This is a genomic window from Microcoleus sp. S13_C3 (assembly GCF_036700905.1).
Classification (GTDB): domain Bacteria; phylum Cyanobacteriota; class Cyanobacteriia; order Cyanobacteriales; family Microcoleaceae; genus Microcoleus.
In genome coordinates this window covers 2,990-25,583 of the sequence record NZ_JAUBPT010000039.1, presented here as the reverse complement: position 1 = coordinate 25,583, position 22,594 = coordinate 2,990, and the positions used below count along the sequence as shown (strand labels likewise).

Annotated in this window: 18 protein-coding genes; 9 read left to right on the top strand and 9 right to left on the bottom strand. The window is 45.2% G+C overall.

The window, feature by feature from the left end:
* The first annotated feature begins 31 nt into the window (after positions 1-31).
* Positions 32-262 carry a photosystem II protein, Psb35-related gene (locus QUA16_RS13275; protein ID WP_333103804.1) on the top strand — a complete coding sequence of 77 codons (231 nt, stop codon included), beginning with the start codon at positions 32-34 and terminating at the stop codon, positions 260-262.
* A 714-nt stretch (positions 263-976) separates the two neighbouring features.
* On the opposite strand, the gene QUA16_RS13270 is transcribed toward QUA16_RS13275, so the two are convergent.
* Positions 977-3,928 (bottom strand): AAA family ATPase, encoded by a 2,952-nt coding sequence (locus QUA16_RS13270; protein ID WP_333103805.1) that lies wholly within the window; start codon positions 3,926-3,928, stop codon positions 977-979.
* A 404-nt stretch (positions 3,929-4,332) separates the two neighbouring features.
* On the opposite strand from QUA16_RS13270, the gene QUA16_RS13265 reads away from it, so the two are divergent.
* Positions 4,333-5,748: an MBOAT family O-acyltransferase gene (locus QUA16_RS13265; protein WP_333103806.1), complete on the top strand. Its 1,416-nt coding sequence runs from the start codon at positions 4,333-4,335 to the stop codon at positions 5,746-5,748.
* A 5-nt stretch (positions 5,749-5,753) separates the two neighbouring features.
* Complete coding sequence (locus QUA16_RS13260; RefSeq protein WP_333103807.1) at positions 5,754-6,764, top strand: DUF459 domain-containing protein; 1,011 nt, start codon at positions 5,754-5,756, stop codon at positions 6,762-6,764.
* Between the two features lie 96 nt (positions 6,765-6,860).
* Here the strand turns inward: QUA16_RS13260 and gloA are convergent, their stop codons facing one another.
* The 4 genes from gloA to QUA16_RS13240 all read right to left on the bottom strand — a co-directional run bounded on the left by gloA (position 6,861) and on the right by QUA16_RS13240 (position 10,540).
* The gene (gene gloA, locus QUA16_RS13255; protein ID WP_333103808.1) at positions 6,861-7,256 is read right to left on the bottom strand and encodes a lactoylglutathione lyase; all 396 of its coding nucleotides are present in this window, start codon (positions 7,254-7,256) and stop codon (positions 6,861-6,863) included.
* Positions 7,257-7,330: 74 nt separating this feature from the next.
* The gene (locus tag QUA16_RS13250) at positions 7,331-7,567 is read right to left on the bottom strand and encodes a hypothetical protein (RefSeq protein WP_333103809.1); all 237 of its coding nucleotides are present in this window, start codon (positions 7,565-7,567) and stop codon (positions 7,331-7,333) included.
* 191 nt (positions 7,568-7,758) lie between these two features.
* Complete coding sequence (locus QUA16_RS13245) at positions 7,759-10,014, bottom strand: heavy metal translocating P-type ATPase (RefSeq protein WP_333103810.1); 2,256 nt, start codon at positions 10,012-10,014, stop codon at positions 7,759-7,761.
* A 325-nt stretch (positions 10,015-10,339) separates the two neighbouring features.
* On the bottom strand, positions 10,340-10,540 hold the full coding sequence (locus QUA16_RS13240) for a heavy-metal-associated domain-containing protein (RefSeq protein WP_333103811.1): 201 nt from the start codon (positions 10,538-10,540) through the stop codon (positions 10,340-10,342).
* A gap of 319 nt (positions 10,541-10,859) precedes the next feature.
* On the opposite strand from QUA16_RS13240, the gene QUA16_RS13235 reads away from it, so the two are divergent.
* The 3 genes from QUA16_RS13235 (at position 10,860) to QUA16_RS13225 (ending at position 14,298) form a co-directional block, all read left to right on the top strand.
* Positions 10,860-11,606: a DUF305 domain-containing protein gene (locus tag QUA16_RS13235; protein WP_333103812.1), complete on the top strand. Its 747-nt coding sequence runs from the start codon at positions 10,860-10,862 to the stop codon at positions 11,604-11,606.
* A 348-nt stretch (positions 11,607-11,954) separates the two neighbouring features.
* On the top strand, positions 11,955-12,152 hold the full coding sequence (locus QUA16_RS13230) for a hypothetical protein (RefSeq protein WP_333103813.1): 198 nt from the start codon (positions 11,955-11,957) through the stop codon (positions 12,150-12,152).
* 193 nt (positions 12,153-12,345) lie between these two features.
* Positions 12,346-14,298, top strand: coding sequence for an efflux RND transporter periplasmic adaptor subunit (locus QUA16_RS13225; protein WP_445252166.1), 1,953 nt, complete (start codon positions 12,346-12,348; stop codon positions 14,296-14,298).
* Positions 14,299-14,454: 156 nt separating this feature from the next.
* On the opposite strand, the gene QUA16_RS13220 is transcribed toward QUA16_RS13225, so the two are convergent.
* Entirely contained in the window at positions 14,455-14,580 is a 126-nt protein-coding gene (locus QUA16_RS13220) for a hypothetical protein (protein ID WP_333103814.1), read from the bottom strand.
* Positions 14,581-14,751: 171 nt separating this feature from the next.
* On the opposite strand from QUA16_RS13220, the gene QUA16_RS13215 reads away from it, so the two are divergent.
* The gene (locus QUA16_RS13215; RefSeq protein ID WP_333103815.1) at positions 14,752-15,972 is read left to right on the top strand and encodes an ABC transporter substrate-binding protein; all 1,221 of its coding nucleotides are present in this window, start codon (positions 14,752-14,754) and stop codon (positions 15,970-15,972) included.
* A gap of 63 nt (positions 15,973-16,035) precedes the next feature.
* On the opposite strand, the gene QUA16_RS13210 is transcribed toward QUA16_RS13215, so the two are convergent.
* On the bottom strand, positions 16,036-16,281 hold the full coding sequence (locus QUA16_RS13210) for a hypothetical protein (protein WP_333103816.1): 246 nt from the start codon (positions 16,279-16,281) through the stop codon (positions 16,036-16,038).
* A gap of 340 nt (positions 16,282-16,621) precedes the next feature.
* Between QUA16_RS13210 and QUA16_RS13205 the strand changes: the two genes are divergently transcribed.
* Positions 16,622-19,735, top strand: a complete 3,114-nt coding sequence (locus tag QUA16_RS13205) for an efflux RND transporter permease subunit (RefSeq protein WP_333103817.1) — start codon at positions 16,622-16,624, stop codon at positions 19,733-19,735.
* 39 nt (positions 19,736-19,774) lie between these two features.
* The gene (locus QUA16_RS13200; protein WP_333103818.1) at positions 19,775-20,254 is read left to right on the top strand and encodes a hypothetical protein; all 480 of its coding nucleotides are present in this window, start codon (positions 19,775-19,777) and stop codon (positions 20,252-20,254) included.
* Positions 20,255-20,360: 106 nt separating this feature from the next.
* On the opposite strand, the gene QUA16_RS13195 is transcribed toward QUA16_RS13200, so the two are convergent.
* Both QUA16_RS13195 and QUA16_RS13190 read right to left on the bottom strand, forming a co-directional pair.
* Positions 20,361-21,314, bottom strand: a complete 954-nt coding sequence (locus QUA16_RS13195; RefSeq protein ID WP_333103819.1) for an FTR1 family protein — start codon at positions 21,312-21,314, stop codon at positions 20,361-20,363.
* Between the two features lie 87 nt (positions 21,315-21,401).
* Positions 21,402-22,586 (bottom strand): helix-hairpin-helix domain-containing protein, encoded by a 1,185-nt coding sequence (locus tag QUA16_RS13190; protein ID WP_333103826.1) that lies wholly within the window; start codon positions 22,584-22,586, stop codon positions 21,402-21,404.
* Between the last annotated feature and the right edge of the window lie 8 nt (positions 22,587-22,594).

Here is a 22,594-nt window from a genome sequence, read left to right as displayed (position 1 = left end):
TAAAGCAACAAAAGTTAAAGGAAAAGTAAAAATGACTATTGTAATCGCTCTTTTAATCGTCGGTTGGGTAGCAGCCTCAGTAATTGGCACTCAAGCATATTTCCTGGGCGAACAGTCAAAGCCTATCCACGAGCGGAATTGGAACGATGAGTCTTTTGAACAACTGGCAAAATCAGTGACGGGAACAGAAGTTGATTACCGTGTTCGCGTTCCCGCCTACAGCATGGATGCCTATGGCAGCCGCACCATGTCTAATTCTTGATATCAAGTAACAGGTTTCACCATTTTCAATAACAGGCTTTTGGGCCTGTTCCTAATTTTCAATAACAGGCTTTTGGGCATGTTCCACAAGAGAATTGATGGTTTGTGGAACAGGCATCTTGCCTGTTCCTAATTTTCAATAACAGGCTTTTGGGCCTGTTCCACAAGAAAATGGATGGTTTGTGGAACAGGCATCTTGCCTGTTCCTAATTTTCAATAACAGGCTTTTGGGCCTGTTCCCCAAGAGAATTGATGGTTTGTGGAACAGGCATCTTGCCTGTTCCTAATTTTCAATAACAGGCTTTTGGGCCTGTTCCCCAAGAGAATTGATGGTTTGTGGAACAGGCATCTTGCCTGTTCCTAATTTTCAATAACAGGCTTTTGGGCCTGTTCCACAAGAAAATGGATGGTTTGTGGAACAGGCATCTTGCCTGTTCCTAATTTTCAATAACAGGCTTTTGGGCCTGTTCCTAATTTTGAATAACAGGCAGGATGCCTGTTCCACAAGAAAATGGATGGTTTGTGGAACAGGCATCTTGCCTGTTCCTAATTTTCAATAACAGGCTTTTGGGCCTGTTCCACAAGAAAATGGATGGTTTGTGGAACAGGCATCTTGCCTGTTCCTAATTTTCAATAACAGGCTTTTGGGCCTGTTCCACAAGAGAATGGATGGTTTGTGGAACAGGCATCTTGCCTGTTCCTAACTATTCGGCAACTACAAACTGTTACCTACTAGCGCTGGGCGAGAATCTTTTTTGCGAAACTGCAAAGAGTTATTTTCGCAGTCGATCGCAATTGTATCGCCCTCGACAAACGCATTTTCCAGAATCTTGTTTGCCAGCGGGTTTTCCAGCTCCCGCTGGATGGCACGTTTTAAGGGACGAGCGCCGTAAACCGGGTCGTAACCAACATCTGTGATATGATTTTTCGCGGCATCCGACAGTTCCAAAGTGATTTTTTGCTCTGCCAACAAACGCTCGATCCGCTTCACTTGAATGCTGACTATTTGCCGCAGTTCGATCTTGCTCAAAGTGTGGAACAAAATTATCTCGTCCACCCGATTGAGAAATTCGGGCCTGAAGTGCGATCGCAGCGCTGCCATCACCCGTTTTAACATCTGTTCGTACTCTTGGTCTGTCTCCCGTTCTTGAGTCAATAAATTTTCATTTTCACTCTTGTTTTCAGTCTTGTTTTCACTCTTAGTTACACTATCAACCTCGACTCGCTGGGCCGACACCTCGACAGTACCGTCGGCAGCCACTTTATAATCTGTCTTTTGACTTGACAAATCTTTCGTTTCCTGCTTCCGACTAGCAGGTTTTTTGACGGTTTTTTCCTTCTTAGTAAACACGTCTAAAATGTGGTCGCTGCCGATATTGCTAGTCATCACAATTACGGTATTTCTAAAGTCAACCACTCGACCTTGAGAATCGGTAATTCTGCCGTCATCCAACACTTGCAGCAAAATGTTAAATACATCCGGGTGCGCTTTTTCCACTTCGTCAAACAGCACTACCGAATAAGGATGTCTCCGCACTGCTTCGGAAAGTTGTCCCCCTTCATCGTAACCGACATATCCGGGAGGAGCTCCTACCAACCGGGAAACGCTGTGCTTCTCCATGTATTCCGACATATCGATGCGGACGATCGCATCATCGCTGTCAAACAAAAACTCCGCCAACGCCCGCGCTAACTCAGTTTTTCCCACGCCTGTCGGGCCCATAAACAAGAAAGAGCCGATCGGCCTGCCGGGGTCTTTCATACCCGCCCTAGCGCGCCGAATTGCCGCCGCCACGGCTGTTACAGCTTCCTCTTGACCGATAACTTTTTGGTGCAAGTGTTTTTCCAATTGCAGCAATTTTTGGCGTTCTGATTCTAACAACCGATTAACCGGAATGCCCGTCCATTTAGCGACAATTTCCGCAATATCGCCCTCAGTAACTTTTTCGCGCAGCAGGGAAGAACCTTGAGCTTGCTGTTTCAAAAGTTCCGCTTCTTTGGCTTCGCGATCGCGCACCGCAGTTTCCAACTTGCCGTATTTTAACTGTGCGGCTTTATTCAAATCGTAAGCCCTTTCTGCTTGTTCGATTTGGACTCGCAGTTGGTCTTCTTCTGCTTTCAATTTATTGATTGCATCCAACAACTGCTTTTCACCCAACCACTGAGAAGACAATTTTTCCTGCTTAGCTTTTAAAATGTCAATCTCAGATGTGATGCGTTCGACGCGGAAGCCGAGCCCAGGGGCGAGAGCACCTTTGCCTTCGCCTTCGATCGACAATTTTTCCATTTCCAACTGCATCACCCGGCGGTCAATGCCTTCCAATTCCACAGGTTTAGAGGTAATCTCCATTTTCAAGTGGGCGGCCGCTTCATCTACGAGGTCGATCGCCTTGTCTGGCAAAAAGCGATCGGAAATATAGCGAAAAGACAGAGTTGCAGCAGCTACCAGGGCCGAATCAGTAATTTTTACCCCGTGGTGGCGTTCGTAACGGTCTTTCAATCCGCGCAAAATCGAAACAGTATCTTCTACGCTGGGCTCGCCGACAAATACTTGTTGAAATCTGCGTTCCAGGGCTGGATCTTTTTCAATATTCTTGCGGAATTCGTCGAGAGTTGTAGCGCCGATGCAGCGCAATTCGCCTCTGGCCAACATGGGTTTTAACAAATTTCCCGCATCCATTCCCGAACCGGAACTGCCACCGCCGCCAGTGCCTACAACCGTGTGCAATTCGTCAATAAATAGGACAATTTGCCCGTCGGAATCGATGACTTCCCGCAGAACAGACCGCAATCGTTCTTCAAATTCGCCCCGGAATTTTGCCCCAGCAATTAAACTGCCCATGTCGAGGCTAAATAGCTGGCGATTTTTCAAAGATTCGGGCACGTCGCCGTTGACAATTCGTTGGGCTAAACCTTCGGCGATCGCAGTTTTTCCCACTCCGGGATCGCCAATTAACACCGGATTGTTTTTTTGGCGGCGGGAAAGAACTTGTACCACGCGGCGGATTTCCTCGTCGCGGCCGATTACTGGGTCGAGTTTGCCGGCTTTGGCGGCTTCAGTCAAATCGCGACCGTACTTGCTGAGGGCGTCGGAGTTAGCTTCCCCATCTTGATCTTGGGCTTTAGCGCTGCTGCGGCTGCCTTTCCCGGTTTCGGAATTTTTTTCTTGGGCTTTAGCAGTGGCGCGGAAAGATTTGATGGCTTCTTCGAGTTTTGGTCGATCGAGTGTACCGGCTGGGGGTTTGCGATCGTAACCGGGGCGGCCCGGCGGCCCATCGCCTTTTGTCAGCAACCTGCGCCCGACTCGTTCGTCTTCTACTAAACCAATTAATAAATGTTCAACGGCGATAAAATTATCTTGCCAAGTCGCCCTGGTGGCCTCGGCAACATCTAACATCACTTCTAAGCCGCGACCGAGGTATAGTTGGTCAGCGTTGGCAACTCTGGGCTGTCGTTTGGCAAAAGCATCTAACTGCTGGGCCAAGCGGGGGGCATCGACTCCAGCTTTGCTGAGAATGCTGTTGGCCTGGCCTTGCTGTTCGAGAAGGGCGATGGCTAAATGTTCAACCTCTAGCTGCTGATTGGCAAAGCGGCGGGCTACATCCTGGGATTTGACAATGGCTTCCCAGGCTTGATCTGTAAATTTGCTAGGGTCTGTTGGCTGCACGTTGGTTCCTCGCAATCAAGGGGATTCCTGTTGTTATCCGTTAATACATCGTCTCACAACCATCATAATCTTTAAACAGGATTATGAATTTATGAGTGCGGTTAACTAGGGCGGAAGTTATGACCTAATTGACCTCTTGCAAAAGCTTACAGTCCGCAATCCACCCCGAAATTTGCTGCGGTGAGACTCACATCTTGCGCCATTCTCAAGAACGGGCAAGATGCCCGTTCCACAAAAGATAAATTTTCTTGTGGAACAGGCATCTTGCCTGTTCATAAAAGGCTAACTGACAATGGTGCAACATATGAGTTCAGACCGACTCTGGCGATTCCCTTCGGGATAGGTTCGCTGGCCGTACTTATAAAAATATTGCCACAAACAAGATTTTTTAGCGACTGAGATTTATGCTATTTCCCACTTACCAATTTTTAGTATTTTTCCTAATTATTTTTAGCCTGATCGTCTCGGTGAAACCCCAAGTCGATTTGTATAAAATTGTCTTGTTAGCTTCTAGTTTATTATTTTATTCCTTTTGGAGCTTTGACTTTCTCTTACTCCTCATTTTCTCTACAGTCTACAATTATATCATTCTCCGGGTGATCGGCAACAGTAAGTATAAAAAAATTGCTTTAATCTCCGGTCTAATTTTCAACATTGGCTATCTCGGCATCTTTAAATATTGCAACTTCTTTGTAACTTCTTTATTTGAGGTACTTAACCAGCTACAAATTCCCGCCAACTTTCCCGTTTTGCAAATAATCGCCCCCGTCGGCGTGTCGTTCTACACTTTTAGAATGATTTCTCATTTAATCGACTGCTACCAGCAAAAAATCCCTTGTCCGAAATTTGTAGACTATGCCGCCTACATTACCTACTTTCCGCAAATTGCCTCCGGGCCAATCTCGCGAGTTCGCGAATTTTACGGGCAGCTAAATTCACCGGAAAAATACGACTATAAAATTGAAGAAGTTATAGTTTTGATTTTGTCGGGGCTCTTCAAAAAATATACTTTATCGAGCTTTTTGTTTAACTTCACTGACTTGCCATTCAAAGTCCCCCAGCAGTACAGCAGCATCGATTTAATCCTCGCGGCAATTTCCTATTCCTGTCTAATTTACGTAGATTTCAGCGGCTACTCGGATTTAGCCAACGGCATCTCCTGTTTGCTGGGTTTTAAACCCATTGCCAACTTTAATATGCCATACCGATCGCTGAGCCTGCAAGAATTTTGGAAAAGGTGGCACATCAGTCTTTCCGAGTGGCTGAGGGATTACGTTTACTTTCCCTTTGGCGGCAACAAATACGGCAAGTTGAGGAAGTACCTAAATTTACTGATGACAATGGCGATCGGCGGATTTTGGCACGGCGCCGGTTTAAACTTTATTTTCTGGGGAGCAATTCACGGTTTAGGATTAATTGTCAACCATTTATGTAAAGATATCCCCCAATCTATCCACTTTAAGTTAGACTATGCCTTTCCCAGATTTGCTAAATTTTGCAGTTGGCTGCTAACATTTACTTTTGTTACTTGTAGCTGGGTATTTTTCGGCACTCCCAACTGGGAAACGGCGGTGAGTTTTTTTCAAGGAATTGTCCATCCTGCGGTAGCCACTTTTCAATTTAACTTTTGGCAATTGTATTTAGTAATTGCAGTCATTGGCGCGATCAACTGGTGGGGCGATCGCATCGCGAAACTATTGCAAACCGTATTGTCATTAAAAAACATTTTCTTTCGGGTTGTCTTAGTTTCACTGCTCGTGTATACTATCTTGATGTTGGGGCCGAGTACCATGCCGCCTTTTATTTACTTTAATTTCTAAGAAATATGAAAGACCGGGAAATTTTGCTGATTGTTACTTCTGTAATTCTCACTTTAATATTTTCAAACTTATCATTATTTCTAAAAAGCTTTGCTTCAACTCCTTTCGCCAGTCCAGAAATCAAAGAAGCAGCGCGCCAGATCGAAATAGACGGTTTCAGAAAATCCGAACAAGCTTTTTGGAGCAAAATTAAAGATATTAACTTCGATAGCCTCCCCAAAGAATCAGAAATTCCTCCTGTCACAACCGAAACAAAAGCCGCCGTTGAACCCCCAAAGCCTGCTAATGCTAAAAAACCAACCCCAGCTAAAAAACCAACCCCAGCCAAACCTAAACTGACCAGACCTTATCGCAGATTTTTATTTATTGGAGATTCCGTAATGTTCGACTTAGGAATTCAACTCCAGTACACTCTTAAGACAAAATACAATATCGCCGATACGAAAATAGACTACAAGGTCTCGACCGGATTAAATCGGATAGATTATTATGATTGGTATGCCAGAACTCGCCAAATTATTAATAATTACCAGCCGGATGTAGTGATAGTTATGTTTGGAACCAATGACCGTCAAAATATCATTGATTCTCAAGGAAAAGGCTGGGCTGTTATGACCAAAGAATGGCAAAAAGCTTATCAAGAAAGAGTTGAAAGATATGCAAATTTACTTGATTCGTCATCCGTGAGAAAAGTGTATTGGGTCGGTCAATCGATGCCTAACAAATCTTCGTATCTCAAAGCTTTTCCCATCATGAACAATATTTATAAAACTGCCAGCAAATCTTCAGCCAAAATCGAATTTATTTCTACTTGGGAGACCTTTGGACAAGGAGGAAAATTTGTTCCAGTAGTTGCTAATAAATCGGGTAAGCGAGGCTATGTGAAAAATAATGACGGCTTGCACTTTACATCCCACGGAGCTCAGATTATCAGCGACTTAATCGTTGATAAAATGGGGAAGGACAACATCTTAAAATCTCCCCAACCTCCCCAATCTCCCAAAAAGAAACCCTAAACTTTAATAATTGGTTCCCATTGGGAGTCAGAAACCGGGTTTCTTCACCAAGTCTCGATGAGGATGCCAAAATTATCGCAGAAACCCGGTTTCTTTCTAGTCGCGTGGATTTTGCAGTTGAATTAATTCAACTTTATATCCATCTGGGTCTTGTACAAAAGCGATGACAGTTGAACCGTGCTTCATCGGGCCGGGTTCCCGACTAACTTTACCACCGCGAGCTTTAATTTCTTCGCAAGTACCGTAAATGTCGTCAACGCCGATCGCAATATGACCGTAAGCATCCCCCAAATTGTACTCTGTGACGCCCCAGTTGTATGTTAATTCCAAAACTGTAGTGTCGGATTCATCGCCGTAGCCCACAAAAGCCAGAGTAAATTTACCGTCTGGATAGTCCTTTTGTCGCAGCAATTTCATGCCCAGAACCTCGGTGTAAAATGTGAGGGACTCTTCCAGGTTGCCGACTCGGAGCATCGTGTGTAGTAGTTGCATTTAGCTCACTCCAAATTTTTTAAGCTTCCTCAATTTTAGCGATATCTCGCTGGAAAAAACCGCCTTTGCAAAGTTTACTTGGTTTTAGCTGGCTTTTTACTGAACAAAAACCACCATAATTCTAAACCAATTAATGTCAGTCCGGCTGCTGTTACGCCTATTTTTAAACTTAACGGCTGTTCGATATGCCGAAATTGAGCTGTTGATTTTGCAGGATGAGTTGAGATTTGATTTGCTCGAACTCCCGATGCAATTCCGAGCATAATTCCTAAACTTCCGAGGCTTCCTAAGATTTGGCGCTGGTTCAACATTTTTTAAATTTCTCCTAGTTTATACAAGAGAGTTTCGTTTATAAATCGGGGGAGGGTGCGTATTCCACGCCTGATATCGATTCCGGTTGCACCGTCCGTCATTGTTGACTGTTGACTGTTGACTGTTGACTGTTGACTAATGACTGATGACTGATGACTGATGACTAATGACTAATGACTGATGACTAAATTTATGCACTAGATTTGGCTTTAAAATTTCGCAATCGCAAAGCATTAGTAACTACAGAGACTGAACTGAAAGCCATTGCTGCACCGGCGATAATTGGATTTAGCAGCCAGCCAAAAATGGGGAACAAAATGCCCGCCGCGATCGGGATTCCAGCGATGTTGTAAATAAACGCAAAAAACAGATTTTCGCGGATGTTCCGCATGGTGGCGCGGGAAAGTTTAATTGCAGTAACTATGCCTTGCAAATCTCCTGAAATTAAGGTAATGTCGCTGGCTGCGATCGCCACATCTGTGCCGGTGCCGATCGCAATTCCCACGTCTGAAGCGGCCAAAGCCGGTGCATCGTTAATCCCGTCTCCCACCATCGCGACAATTTTTCCTTCCCGTTGCAGGGCTTGGATTTGAGCTGCTTTTTGGTCGGGTCTAACTTCGGCAAAAACGCGAGTAATGCCTACGGATTGGGCGATCGACTCCGCAGTCGCGCGATTATCTCCAGTCAGCATCGCCACCTCCAAACCGAGTTTTTGAAGCGCTTTCACCGCCTGCGCTGACGAGGGTTTGAGGGCATCCGCAATGCCCAGAATTGCCTCTATTTTGCCCTCTACAGCCATCCAAACAACCGTTTTGCTCGCAGCTTCCAAAGCTCTGGCGCGCAGTTCCAGATATTCAGTATCGCAACCGAGTTCCTGCATCCACCTCAGCGTTCCCAGGGCGATCGACTTTCCGCCTACAACCCCGCGAACACCACTCCCGGCGATCGCCTCAAAATTCTTAACATCCGTCAAATTAACCTCTTGAGATTGAGCGTATCTAACAACAGCTTCCCCCAAAGGATGCTCCGAATTTCGTTCTACAGACGCAGCCAATTGCAGCAACTTTAACTCATTGCTGTTCGCCGTTCCTTTAATTGTCACAAAATCAGTTATAGTCGGCTTGCCTTCTGTGAGAGTTCCCGTTTTATCTAACACGATAATTTCGATTTGGTGAGCCAATTCTAAACTTTCGGCTCCTTTAATTAAAATCCCATTTTCTGCACCTTTCCCAGTTCCCACCATCACAGCAGTCGGAGTCGCCAAACCCAAAGCACAGGGACAGGCAATAATCAGCACTTCCACCATTGTTACGGTTGCTAAAGTGATATTTCCAGTCGCGTTAAACCAGATAATAAAAGTAGCTAAAGCGACGGCAATTACTACAGGAACAAACCAACCAGTCACTTGGTCTGCTAACTTTTGGATTGGTGCTTTTGAACCCTGTGCGTCCTGCACCATCTTGACAATTTGAGCTAAAAATGTATCTTTGCCAACTCTTGTCGCCCGAAACTTGAAACTGCCAGTTTTGTTAATTGTGGCTCCGATAACTTCGTCGCCAAGGTGCTTTTTGACAGGCAAACTTTCTCCCGTAACCATTGCTTCGTCTACCGTCGAAGCACCCTCAATTACCTCTCCATCTACGGGGATTTGCTCTCCCGGCCGCACCTGCACGACATCGCCAATTTCCACTTGGGCGATCGGCACTTCCAACTCTTCCCCGTTGCGAATTATCCGAGCAGTTTTTGCTTGCAAACCCATGAGTTTGCGAATGGCTTCGGAAGTCTCTCCCTTCGCCCGATTTTCTAGGGTTTTCCCCAACAAAATTAAGGCGATAACGCTGGCAGCAACTTCGTAGTAAACGCCATGATTTAAACCTTTGGCTGTGAATAAACCTGGGAAAAATGTCACAAATACAGAATAAAAGTAAGCAGCACTTGTACCCAAGGCAATCAGGGTATCCATTGTTGCTACACGCCGTTTTAGGGATTTCCAAGCTCCCACATAAAACGATTTGCCGCACCAAAATTGTACGGGTGATGTCAGGACTAATTGCAGCCAATAATTGTGCAGCCACGCGGGAATAAATGGCAGGTGCAAGCCGGTCATCGCTGGAATAGCGCCCACAACTAGCAGGATGCTGATGATACCTGCTGTCCAGAGTTTCCGCTGCAAGGTTTGAGATTCAGATTTGCGATCGGCTTGTTCGGAATCATCCTCTGTCGCCGCCATTTCTTGAAGCGGCAAAGCTTGGTATCCCGCATCATCAACAGCAGATTGAATTGTTTCTAAGTTGGTTTGCTTGGAGTCGTATTGGATGGTTGCTTGTTCCATCCCAAAATTGACATGACACTCAATTACGCCGGGAACAGATTGAATTGCTTGTTCGATAGAGGAAGCACAAGAAGCACAACTCATGCCCCGCAATTTAAGTGTGAGATTGTCCATAGATGCCCTCCTAAATTATAAAGTTACCTTATGTCTTCAAAGGACCGAAAGCACCCAGGATACAAGCCCCCGGATTCATTCCTTCGCACACTCAGGACCCAGAAATAAAAAACGTGTATCCGATGAAACTTGCCTCCCGAATTTATCTCGCGCAAGTCAATGCTTCAATCTAAAATCTAAAATCTAAAATCTAAAATCGATTGACCTCGCCTAAAAACGGATAACGTGCGACGTACTCCTGTCGTGGAGAATCAAAAATTTTAGACTCTTGTTAAATCTCCCAGATTCAAAGCTGCAAGTAAATCTAAAATCTAAAATCTAAAATCTAAAATTGACTTGTTGGATAGCCCGCCGATGCGATCGCTTTCCTAACTTCACTTTCTGACTTAGCGGTTTGAATCGTGACCAATTTTGTCTTGAGATCCGCCTCAACGGTTGAGGCTGAGTCAATGGCTTGGACTGCTTTTGTGATTGTAGTCGCACAAGCAGAACAAGCCATCTTAGGCACTTTTAGCTGTAAAGTCATAATTTGAACCTCAGCAGAAACTACTCTGCTCAATCAATGAATTAACTCCATTGTAAAGTCTCCAGTCCACAGGAGAGTCAAGGGGAATTGCAAAATAAATCAGGAATTATGAAAAAACTGGTTTGACACGCTACCCATAGGGGTAAGGCGCGCACTGTGCACCCTACATAATTAGGTTGTGAGTTGTGTAAATCTTAAATTTGAGTGCGATCGACTGCAGAGCAATAATTCTTTACAAGTTCGCAGCAAAAATTTCATCCTAATTTCATTTATATGTGGAAAGCTGAAGATAAATAGCCGTTTTAAGGATATAAGCTCTATGAAACCAATTTCATTAAAAACAGGCTTTACAGCGCTGATGTTGACCGCCACAGCCGCTTTAACCAGTGGAGTGCTTGCAGCTTGTTCCAAAGCCCCTTCCAGTGAAACTCCCGCCCCAAATGTTACGGCTGCAACCGAAGCAAACAACAAGCAAGACGTGGTACAAGGCGGTGGCATGAATCCTGGCATGAATCCTGGCATGAATCCTGGCATGAATCCTGGCATGAATCACAATATGTCAATGGATTTAGGCCCTGCTGATGCCGACTACGATTTGCGGTTTATTGATGGGATGACAGTACACCATCAAGGTGCTGTAAACATGGCAAAAGATGTGCTTAACAAATCAAAACGCCCCGAAATGAAAAAGCTTGCAAATAACATTATTGCTGCTCAAAACCGCGAAATAAATCAAATGAAAGAGTGGCGAAAAACTTGGTATCCCAAAGCCAGCAGTACGCCGATGGCTTATCACGCTCCAATGGGTCACATGATGGCCATGACTCCCGAACAAATGCAAAACATGATGATGAGCATGGATTTAGGGGCGGCTGACGACCAATTTGACTTGCGATTTATCAATGCGATGATTCCTCACCACGAAGGAGCTTTAGTGATGGCCCAAGATGCTTTGAAGAAGTCAAAACGCCCGGAAATGAAGAAATTGTCTCAAGAAATTCTGACTTCGCAAAAGCAAGAAATTGAGCAAATGAAACAGTGGCGGCAAGCTTGGTACAAAAACTAATTTAGCTCACCTCAACAAAACGTGACCACAATCACGAAAATGAGTGACCTTAATCACAGTAGCTCGATAGTTAAGAAAATACTTGGTTCACAAAAGCAAGAAATTGAGCAAATGAAAAAGTGGCGACAACCTTGGTAGACAAAGTAATGTAGCTTGACTGTGGCTGTCAGCATTGGTCTGACTCCACCTCAGTTTCCTGAGAGTACCTACACAGACTGTAGATAATTGAGCCGCCCTAGCTCTAAAGTAGTAGAAAGTTACGTAAGAATACTGTAGACAATTGCTCAGCCATACCTCTAAAGTAGTAGATAGGTCAGCAAAAAGCTAGATAGATAGAGAGGGTAGTTTATGATATTGAATACCTTGGAATTAAACACCACTTATAAATCAAATGCAGCCGTAGATGAGCTAGTGAGCGCATTGACCAACGAAATTGCAGCGCCAGCAGAGATAAAAAAACCGGCAAAAAATCTACAGCCAAATCGCTTGTCATTAGGCGCAACTTATATGGGTATTTTAGCAGCCGGTGGGTATCTGGGCTGCTGAGGCGAAATTTCATCCTAATTTCATTTGACCGTGAAATACTAGGTTGAGTAGAGCATTTCTAGCTCTCGGTCATTGCTTAGCGGTCGCTTCTTGGAAAATGCTAATAAGTAAGTTTACTTAATGGGTATCACTTACTTACCTTGGCAAAATACCAACCGCTAAACCTGTGGCACTCAACCTGATTTCAAGGACAATGCCAACGATGATATTCCACAAATATGCTCAATGTCCGGCAATTATTAGCAGCTTTTCGGGAATTTTGTTCAGCCTAATTTTGCTAAGTTCTCCCGCCGCTGTTTTTGCCCACGCTGGCCACGGAAATGAATTTCACCAAAGCAGCGAAACACCTCAAACTCCTGCTGCTATTTCTGTGGATGCCGAAACAGCAAAACGGTTAGGAATTAAAATCTCCCCAGCCGCCCGCCAGCGACTAGATATCGGCATTAAAACCACTGGACAAATTGAAACTTTGCCCAACCAAAAAGTCGAAGTAACGGCTCCTGTTGCTGGCAAAGTAGTAGAGTTACTGGTTAAGCCTGGGGACAAAGTATCAAAAGGTCAACCGCTTGCGGTTTTATCGAGTTCAGAATTAGGACAATTGCGGGTTGAATCTCTCTCGAAACGTGCCGAAGCGGAGGCAGATTTGCAGCAAGCGGAAGGCGATCTCAAACTGGCACGAGAAAATTACGATCGCCAAAGTCAAATATCCGCCGCCGAAATCGCCCAAGCCCAAACCCAATTAACAGCGGTAACTAAGCAGTACCAGCGAGAACAAGAATTAGTAAATAATCGTTCCGTGGTGCAAGCCGCTAAAGAAAACTATCAGCGTCAAGTTGAAATAGCGCAAGCCGAAATAGCGCGGGCAGAAACAGAATTAACTATTGCTAAAGAACAGTTCGATCGCGACAAAGAATTAGTGGCATCTGGGGCGATCGCGCGGCGCACAATGCTGGAATCGCAAGCCCACTTCGCAGAAGCAAAAGCTGCTCTTGCTAAGGCAAAAAGCCGTCCTGAAGTTATCAAAGCCCAAACCGAAATTAAACAAGCCGAAGTAGACCTGCCCATGCGGGAATTGCGGGAATCTCAAGGCGGAGTAGCAGAAGCAAAAGCTCAACTTACCAGAGCTCAGAGCCGCCGGGAAGTCCTAGAAGCCGAGAACCAACTCAAACGCGGCAAAACTGCCGTCGAAGTCGCTCAATCGCGCATTCGCTTGGCTGACGCAGCCTATCAAGCGCGACTGCAACAATTAGGAACGGTTGCCAACGATCGAGGACTCGTTACCGTAGTTGCTCCGATTTCGGGGACTGTAGCCGATCGCGAAATCACCCCAGGAGAGTCAGTAAACGCTGAAAAACCGTTGATGAGTCTGTTAAATGACAGCCGCGTTTTTGCCACAGCCAATATTTACGAAAAAGACCTGAATCAAGTAAAACAGGGTCAGGAAGTCAGGGTAAAAGTCGCTAATTTACCCGATCGCACTTTCAAGGGAAAAATCGCCTTAATTGGGTCATCCGTGTCAGGAGAAACGCGGGTGGTGCCGGTGAAAGCAGAACTAGATAATATTAACGGCGAATTAAAGCCAGGACTGTTTGCGGAGTTGGAGATTTCAACAGACAAAACTGCCACAAATATTTTAGCAATTCCGAGTGCGGCGGTAGTGGATGTTAGCGGGAAAAAAACCGTTTACGTCCAAAATGGTAATGCTTATCAAGCGGTTGAAATTGAACTCGGTCAAACGGCCGGAGATTTAGTTGAAGTGAAGAGGGGTTTATTCGAGGGAGATTTGATAGTAACGCAGCGAGCACCTCAACTTTACGCACAATCTTTGCGGGGACCCAGCAAGCCATCAAAAGACGAGGCAAAGAAAGACGCAACTCCCAAGGCAACAGAGGTTAATTTTAATAATTTACCCGTGTCTTTATGGTGGGCGGCAATAGGGGGAGGAGTTGCGATCGCATCCCTGACTTTCACAGCCGGCGTGTTGTGGGGAAATCGGCGCAAATTGCCAGCAATAGCAGCGGATTCTGGAAACAATGCTGCAAATAATGGTTTTTCCCCCTCAACATCGACCTGGGACGATGAATTGCTGTTACACAATAACAACCATCACGTTAAAAATGCAGAGACAGAAGTCAATCGATTTTAGATTTTAGATTTTAGATTTTAGAATTGAAGCATTGACTTGCGCGAGATAAAGTCGGGGGGCAAGTTTCATCGGATACAGGTTTTTTATTTCTGGTTTCTGAGTCTGCTTTCGGAATGAATCCGGGGGCTTGTATCCTGGATGCTTTCGGTCAAGAGTTTAAAGTAACAGCACGACACGGAAGTCACGGATAGACGGATAGCTGTTTTTATCAATGCCCAATGCCCAATGCCCAATTCCCAATTCCCAATGCCCAATGCCCAATGCCCAATTCCCAATTCCCAAATTATTAAATGTTCAGCACTATTCTTAGATGAGTAATTAACCGCCGCTGGCTAGTTTCGCCTTATCCCAGTTGGCGAAAGTTCGGAGTAAGATAGAATTACCAATTACCAATTACCTAACTAAATGTTCAGGACTATTGTAGTTGCACATACTTACTGCGGAAGTCCTAAGATGTTTAAGAAAAGTATCTTTACTCACATTCTCACCTCGTTCATCACTTTTGTACTGGTTGTTGCTTGCAGTCAAACCAATCAACCTACCACCACCACCACTAATACTCCGAGCAATACACCAGCCACTGCCCTTCCAATTGGAGCAGCATTCTCGCAAACCAGCAACTATGCTCTTTTAGCTCAGGAATCCGTGGCTGGTGCCAAAATTGCTGAGAAATATTTCAACGACAGAGGAGGTGTTAATGGTACTCCTATTAAAATGGTGTTTCAAGACACTGGAGGAGATGAAGCAGGAGCCATCAACGCCTTCCAAACTCTAATTAATCAAGATCGAGTGGTTGGCATTGTTGGGCCATCGTCTTCTCAGCAGGCATTTAGTGCCAATCCAATCGCAGAACGAGCAAAAGTGCCAGTCATGGGCGCATCGAATACTGCCAAAGGGATTCCTGAGATTGGTGAGTATATTGCGCGTGTCTCTGCACCTATTTCGCTTGTAGCTCCCAATGCAGTAAAGGCAGCGCTTAAGCTTAATCCTAAGATTAAAAAAGTCGCTGTCTTTTATGCTCAAAATGACGCTTTCACGACATCGGAGACAGAAATTTTCCAGCAAGCGATTAAAAACCAAGGGCTGGATATCGTCACCGTCCAAAAGTTCCAAACTACTGACACGGACTTCCAAGCTCAAATTGGTAATGCACTCGCTCTCCAACCCGACTTAGTTGTTATTTCAGGATTGGCAGCGGATGGAGGTAACTCGATCCGGCAACTGCGGGAACTGGGTTATCAAGGTACCATCGTTGGCGGCAATGGTTTGAACACGTCTAATATCTTCTCGGTGTGTCAAGCACTCTGCGATGGTATTATCATTGCTCAAGCCTATAGTCCCCAAGCCCCCGGCGAAATCAATGCTGCCTTCCGCGATGCTTATGTAAAGCAAAACAAGAAGGAACCACCGCAGTTTAGTGCTCAAGCCTTCACTGCCGTACAAGTATTCGTGGAAGCCTTGAAAGCTTTGGATAGTAAAACTAAACTCAGCGCGTTGTCATTGGCAGAGTTACGCACAAAGCTGAATCAGCAAATCCTAGCTGGAAAGTACAATACCCCTCTCGGTCAAATTGCCTTTACCCCTGAAGGTGAAGTTCTACAGAGCCAGTTTTACATTGCTCAAATCAAGATGGATGTAGATGGAAATAATGGCAAGTTCATCTTTTTGAAGTAAGTCAAAAGGGTGCATCGCAATTTTGCAAAATAGTTGATTAATTTACCTGCACCCAGAAAGGCTCTACGATCGTTCTTCATCGAAAATATACGGCATAGGTTTTTTACGCCCTTTGAACTGAGCGCGCACGATCGCCCGTTCTGATCGCTTTGGTGGTACAGGATTGTAGTCTATTTCGCCAATGCTTTCTAGAGTTTGTGAGTAGTGTTTTGGTGCTTGCATAATAACTATTCTGATATCTTGCACCATTGTCAAGAACGGGCAAGATGCCCGTTCCACAAAGAATGACTTTTCTTGTGGAACAGGCATCTTGCCTGTTCCTAAACAAGTAATGGAGAATGGTGCAAGATGTGAGTATTGTTGTAAGCTGCCTTGTCAAAAATAGCAAGACAGGTTATATCATTTTAGATTTTAGATTTCAGATTTTAGATTTTACATGACTTATGAATCCGGGTTGGAAGTTAAAAGATTTCATCCTAATTTCATTTTTGGGTGTCAAGCTAAATAGAATGGCTATTTAACACTGTTCAGCCAAGGAATCGGGGGAAAAGCTACGGCAGCCGGAGCCTTTAATATCTGCTAAATTTTATTGTTAAATAGTCGATCGCCCAACGGTGGCTGGTAGTCATCACCTCTATAAAATTATAAAATGTTCAGCACTATTCTGAGATGGGTAATTAACCGCCGCTGGCTAGTCGTTGTCGCCACCATTATTGTTAGTCTGTGGACATTGTATATCATCCCCAAAATGTCCCTTGATGTCTTCCCTCCTTTTGCACCCCCGCAAGTCGAAATTCAGACGGAAGCACCGGGGCTCGCGCCGGAAGAAATCGAGTCTTTGGTAACACTGCCAATAGAAAGTGCGATTAATGGAACTCCGGGGGTGACAGCAGTCCGATCGTCTTCCGCTGTGGGCCTTTGTTCGGTTAAGGTAATCTTTGATTGGGGAACTGAAATTTATCAAGCGCGGCAGTTGATAACAGAACGGTTGCAGCAAGCTCAAAGCAAACTCCCGGCTGGGGTAGAAACACCGCAAATTTCTCCCACAACTTCTCCTGTCGGGACTGTTATTACCTATGCTTTTACCTCGGAAACTACTCCTTTGATGGAAGTGCGCCGTCTGGTTGATTGGCAAGTCACAAATCGCCTTTTGGCAGTGACAGGCGTTGCTCAAGTGGTGGCTTACGGCGGCGAAGAAAGGCAGTATCAAGTATTAGTAGAACCTGCCAAGTTGAAAGCTTTTAATGTGTCGTTGCAGCAAGTAGCTGAAGCGGCTGCGGCTGCGAATGTTAACGCGCCGGGGGGGTATTTAATTACGCCGGATCGAGAAACTTTAATCCGGGGGGTGGGGCGGATTGAGTCTCTGGAAGATTTGCAGCAATCGGCGATCGACTCTCGCCACGGCACACCCGTCAGAATTAGTGATGTGGCTGAGGTCAAGATTGGTGCTGCAATCAAGCGGGGCGATGGCAGTTTTAACGGCAAAAAAGCTGTGATTGTGATGGTAAACAGGCAGCCAGTTGCTGATACTCCGACGGTAACTAAAGCGGTTGAGGCAGCAATGGCTGAGGTGCAGCAAGCTCTGCCCAAAGATATTAAAGTTACTGTGACTTTCCGCCAGGAAGAATATATTAATTCCTCGGTTGAGAATGTGCGATCGGCTTTAGTTGAAGGTAGTATCATAGTCACCCTGATTCTCATCCCGTTTTTGATGAATTGGCGGACTCTGACGGTTGTTTTGCTCGATTTTTTCCTAACTTGGCTGTTCGGGCTGCTGGCGATGTATTGGCTGGGGCTGGGGCTGAATACGATGACTCTGGGGGGTTTGTCGGTGGCGATCGGCACTGCGATCGACGATGCGATCGTCTATGCCGAAAATACCTACCGCAACTTGAGAGAAAATACGTCTTCTCTTCATCCTCGCCCGGTGATGGATGTGATTTTTGATGGCAGTCAGGAGGTGCGCGATTCGTTAATTGGAGCGACTGTTATTGGTATTGTGGTGTTTTCTCCTATTTTTACTTTGCCCGGTGTAGAAGGTCGAATTTTTACGCCGATGGGGATTACTTATTTGGTAGTTGTTGTGATTTCTAGTCTGGAATCGCTGTTAATATCTCCGGCCCTTTGTGCTATCTTGTTGCCTACCAAACGCATGAGTTCACGAGAACCTTGGTTGCCGAGATTTTGCAAGCGCATATATCATTTTTCGATAAATTTGTCAATGCGCTATTCGGGGATTATTTTAGCTTTAGCTGCTGCTAGCATGGTGGCTGCATTAATTATTTTGCCATCTTTTGGGCGGGTGTTTTTGCCAGAGTTTCAGGAGCAAACTTTGGTGAATACTATTATGCTTTATCCGGGGGTGTCTTTGGAGACAACAGATAGCGCGGCTTTTGCTATTGAAGATGCACTTAAGGATGATACCAGGTTTCAATATGTGCAAGTGCGATCGGGCAGGGCTCCGGGAGATGCGGATGCTGCGGGAGTCAATTTGGCTCACATTGATATTGGTTTAAGCGAGGAGGGCATGAAAAACAGGCCGAAAACTTTGGAAGCGCTGCGGCAGGAGTTTGGTAAATTGCCGGGAGTTGCACCAAATATCGGCGGTTTTATTTCTCACCGGATGGATGAGGTTTTATCGGGTGTCAGGAGTCAGATTGCTGTCAAAATCTTTGGCCCGGATTTGGATCAACTTCGTAGCATCGGTGCCAAAGTTGAAGAGCAAATGAAAACAGTTGAGGGAATTGTGGATTTGCAACTCGAACCGCAGGTGCCAGTGCCACAAATTCAAATTAAGTTTAACCGTCAAGCTGCGGGTAGATACGGTTTGAAAATCGGAGAGCTTTCTGAAATAATTGAGACAGCTTTAAACGGCAAAGTTGTTTCTCAAGTTTTGGAAGTGCAGCAAACTTTTGATTTAGTTGTTTGGTTGCAGCCTGAAGCCAGAAACAACCTAGAAACTATTCAGAATTTGTTGGTTGATACTCCAAGCGGCAACAAGATTCCCCTCGCCCAAGTTGCGACTGTTAAATACGGTACGGGGCCCAATACGATTAACCGCGAGAATGTTTCTCGCTTGATTGTGGCAGCGGCTAATGCTAAAGGTAGGGATTTGCGATCGGTTGTGAATGAAATTCAAGCTAAAGTCAAACGAGAGGTGCAGTTGCCTTTTGGCTATTTTATCCAGTACGGCGGTCAATTTGAAGCAGAACAAAGAGCTTCGCAAAATATTATGATATTTAGTGCGATCGCCTTTTTGGTAATTACAGTATTGATGTACTTGTCCGTCAAGTCAATTCCTTCAACTGCTATGATTATGATTAATTTGCCGATCGGATTAGTAGGAGGAGTAATTGCCGTAGCTTTGACTGGCAGCATCATCTCTGTAGCTTCCCTGGTTGGCTTTGTCACATTATTCGGCGTTGCTACCCGTAACGGCTTGCTTTTAGTAGACAACTACAACACTAAATTTGCTGAAGGACTGCCTTTTAAGGAAGCAATTATTAAAGGCTCGATGGAAAGGCTCAACGCCATCCTGATGACCGCTTTAACTTCAGCTTTGGGTTTAGCACCTTTAGTCTTTGAAGGTGGGGCGGGCAAGGAAATTTTGCAACCCCTGTCAGTCGTAGTTTTAGGAGGGTTATTTACTTCTACTGCCTTGACTCTGTTAGTTTTGCCAGCTTTGTATGCTCAATTTGGGCATTTTTTACGACCTCAACAACCTCAGCCAGTTATTGAAGACGGCAAGGTAGTTAATGTGTGATATTTTCTAATTATTGTCAGTCAGCAAGGAGTCAAACCAATGAAATCGCTTAAGTCAAATTTAATTGTTCTAGGTAGTGTCGGATTACTGTTTTTGGGAGCTTGCAGTAAAGGCGACCAAGCAAGCGATACAAATAGTAGTCCACCATCCCCTCCTGTCGCCTCTCAACCTGCGTCTTCTGCTCCCGCCACTGCTCCTGCAAAAGCAACTAATGGGGGGCAAGTTGTGCAGTCTGGAGCTTACTATTTAGAGTTTGTACCGGAAAAAGAAGCTACCGGAACTCATTTAGATGTTTTTGTGCAAAAAGGGGAGAAAAAGGAACCAGTTCCTAACGCCAAAGTTACGGCTCAAGTGCAGTTGCCGAATGGAAAGCAGCAAACCCTAGCTCTCAAGTATGATGCTGAGGGCAAACATTACGCTGTGGTGTTTCCCGGCAAAGATGCAGGAACTTACCCCGTGAAAGTGACTGCGGATATGAACGGAGACAAAGTTGACGGTCGTTTTACCTTCAATCAATAAATAGCTGATTTCCTAATGCGCTCTAACTTATGGGCGCATTAGTTATTAGCAACAAACAACTGCCTCCTGCATTTCCAATAAAAAGCCGATCGCGTTTCGATCGCACTTAATTTCTTATTTCGTTACCTGAGTTTTTTTTGAACGGGAAAAACACTCGACCTGCCAAACTTTGGAAGTAGATGCCGCCGACAGTACCTAAAAACATTAAATAGGCGATCGCCTGCACGACATAGAGCTTATCCCTGTAGCCAAATAGCGCACTCAACAACAAACCGGGAAACTTTTCTTCGGGGAGCAGTTGCGAGGTATTCCAGACCATCGGCCCGAGAATGCAAGAGTGGATTTTAGAAAATCTTTCGTAATAGAAACACAGTGCGGCTGATTCGCGGTTTGTTTGCGATAAAATATTCATCGCGCTGTCAAAAATTCCCAAAGTAGATACCACTAAACCCGCTACAATAAAGAGCAATAAAATGCCCATATATTTGAAAAATAGGCGGATATTAATTTTGACTCCCCATTTAAACAGCAGGACACCAAGTCCGGCTGCTGAAAGTATTCCTCCCAAAGCGCCGAGGGCTGGAATAATGCCTTGTTGAAACTTGGCGACGACAAACAAAACGGTTTCAAATCCTTCGCGTAAAACGGCAATCAAAACTAAACTAAATACGCCCCAGCCGGCATGAGAATTTTTGGTTAAGGCGGCACTCACAGCGCCTTCAACTTCGGCTTTCATAAATCGCGCTTGTTTGGTCATCCAAATCAGCATCCAGCTCAGCATTGCGATCGCCACAAGCCCAAATATTCCTTCTAGCAGCGACTCCATAATCGGTGCAAAAGGCTGATTCGATGTGGATAAAATTTGAATAGTCCAGCCGAACAGTACACCTATCAAAGCGCTGGCAATCAGTCCAACTCCAACACCGCCGAAAACCCAAGGACTTAAATAACTTTGTCCTGATTTTTTGAGGCAAGCTAGAACAATTCCGACAACTAAGGCGGCTTCGACTCCTTCGCGGAGAGTAATTACAAATGTGGGCAATGCTTCGCCAAAATTCATTTTTTTATGGTAGGAATGGGAGTAGTTAATGAGGGAGGTAATTGGCAGATTATTTACCAATTACCGATGTTGATGAGAGTAATATTTTTAGGATGCTGGTTTGAGCAATTTTTGGCTGTCGCTTTCGATAGTTTTAACTAGCTTGGTGACTTCTTCGGTTGTTTTTACGGGGGCGGGGGGTGCGATCGCAGTTGGCCAATTTGTCTTCAGTTCAGTCATGTTGGCAAGAATTGCTTTGTCAATTTCGGGGCTGGTTTTAGCCACTTGTTCGGCGATATCTTTGTACAGGTTTTCCGCGTACATCACAAAACCCCGCGAATCTTGGTATTCAATAATTGCGGAAATTTTGCCGTTAGCAACTGCCGCTCCGTATTCGGAATTAGCTGTATCCAACAAGCCGTTAATCACTTGCAGCACGAATTTCGGATCTTTTCGCTGCGCTTCGGGAAGGGCGGCAATTGCTCCATCAACTGCTTGCATTGATGTGTCAAATTCCGCATTCACTTGAGCCGGGTCTTTTGCACCCGCTTTAACTAAATCCTGCAATTTAATTAAAGTAGTCTTAAATTCGGGAATTTTACGCTCGTTTAGCTGATCTTCCACATCGGCATAAATTTCTTCGACTGGATGCCCGATGTGAGGTTCGGCCTGGTCTGGTTTGCCTTGATCCAAGAGTTCTTTGGCTACGATAAGATGCCCTTTCATCAATCCCATTTTAGTCATGAAGTCTACATCTTTGGCTTCACCTGTGAGGACGACATCTTCAATAGTCACCATGTCTTTAATTTCGTCGAATTGGGGTTGACTAATGACATTTTTTGAGACCAATTCTTCGACTTTCCCGTAAGGACGGCTGGCTTGAATTTTGTTAGAAAGTGCCGGTACTCCTAACTTGGCTTCGAGTTTATCTAACTCGGAAAGCAGCGCAGTATTGATGTTAATCCCGCCCTTGCCGCCGTGATTCCCGCTGTGACCGCTTGTGGCTGCGGGACTGGCTGTAGCAGGGGGTGAGGGTGTGCTGCCGGTGTTGCTGGCTGTGGGTGAAACGCAACCGGTCAGAGCAACGAGGATGGCTGTAGCAGCGGCTGTAGGTAATAAACGATATCTTGCAACATTTGCAACAACCCTGCTACGGGCGGGCGAGACGCCCACCCCACAAGAAAAGTCATTGTTTGTGGCACAGGCATCTTGCCTGTTCTTGGGGACGCCCACCCCACAAGAAAAGTCATTGTTTGTGGCACAGGCATCTTGCCTGTTCTTGGGGACGCCCACCCCACAAG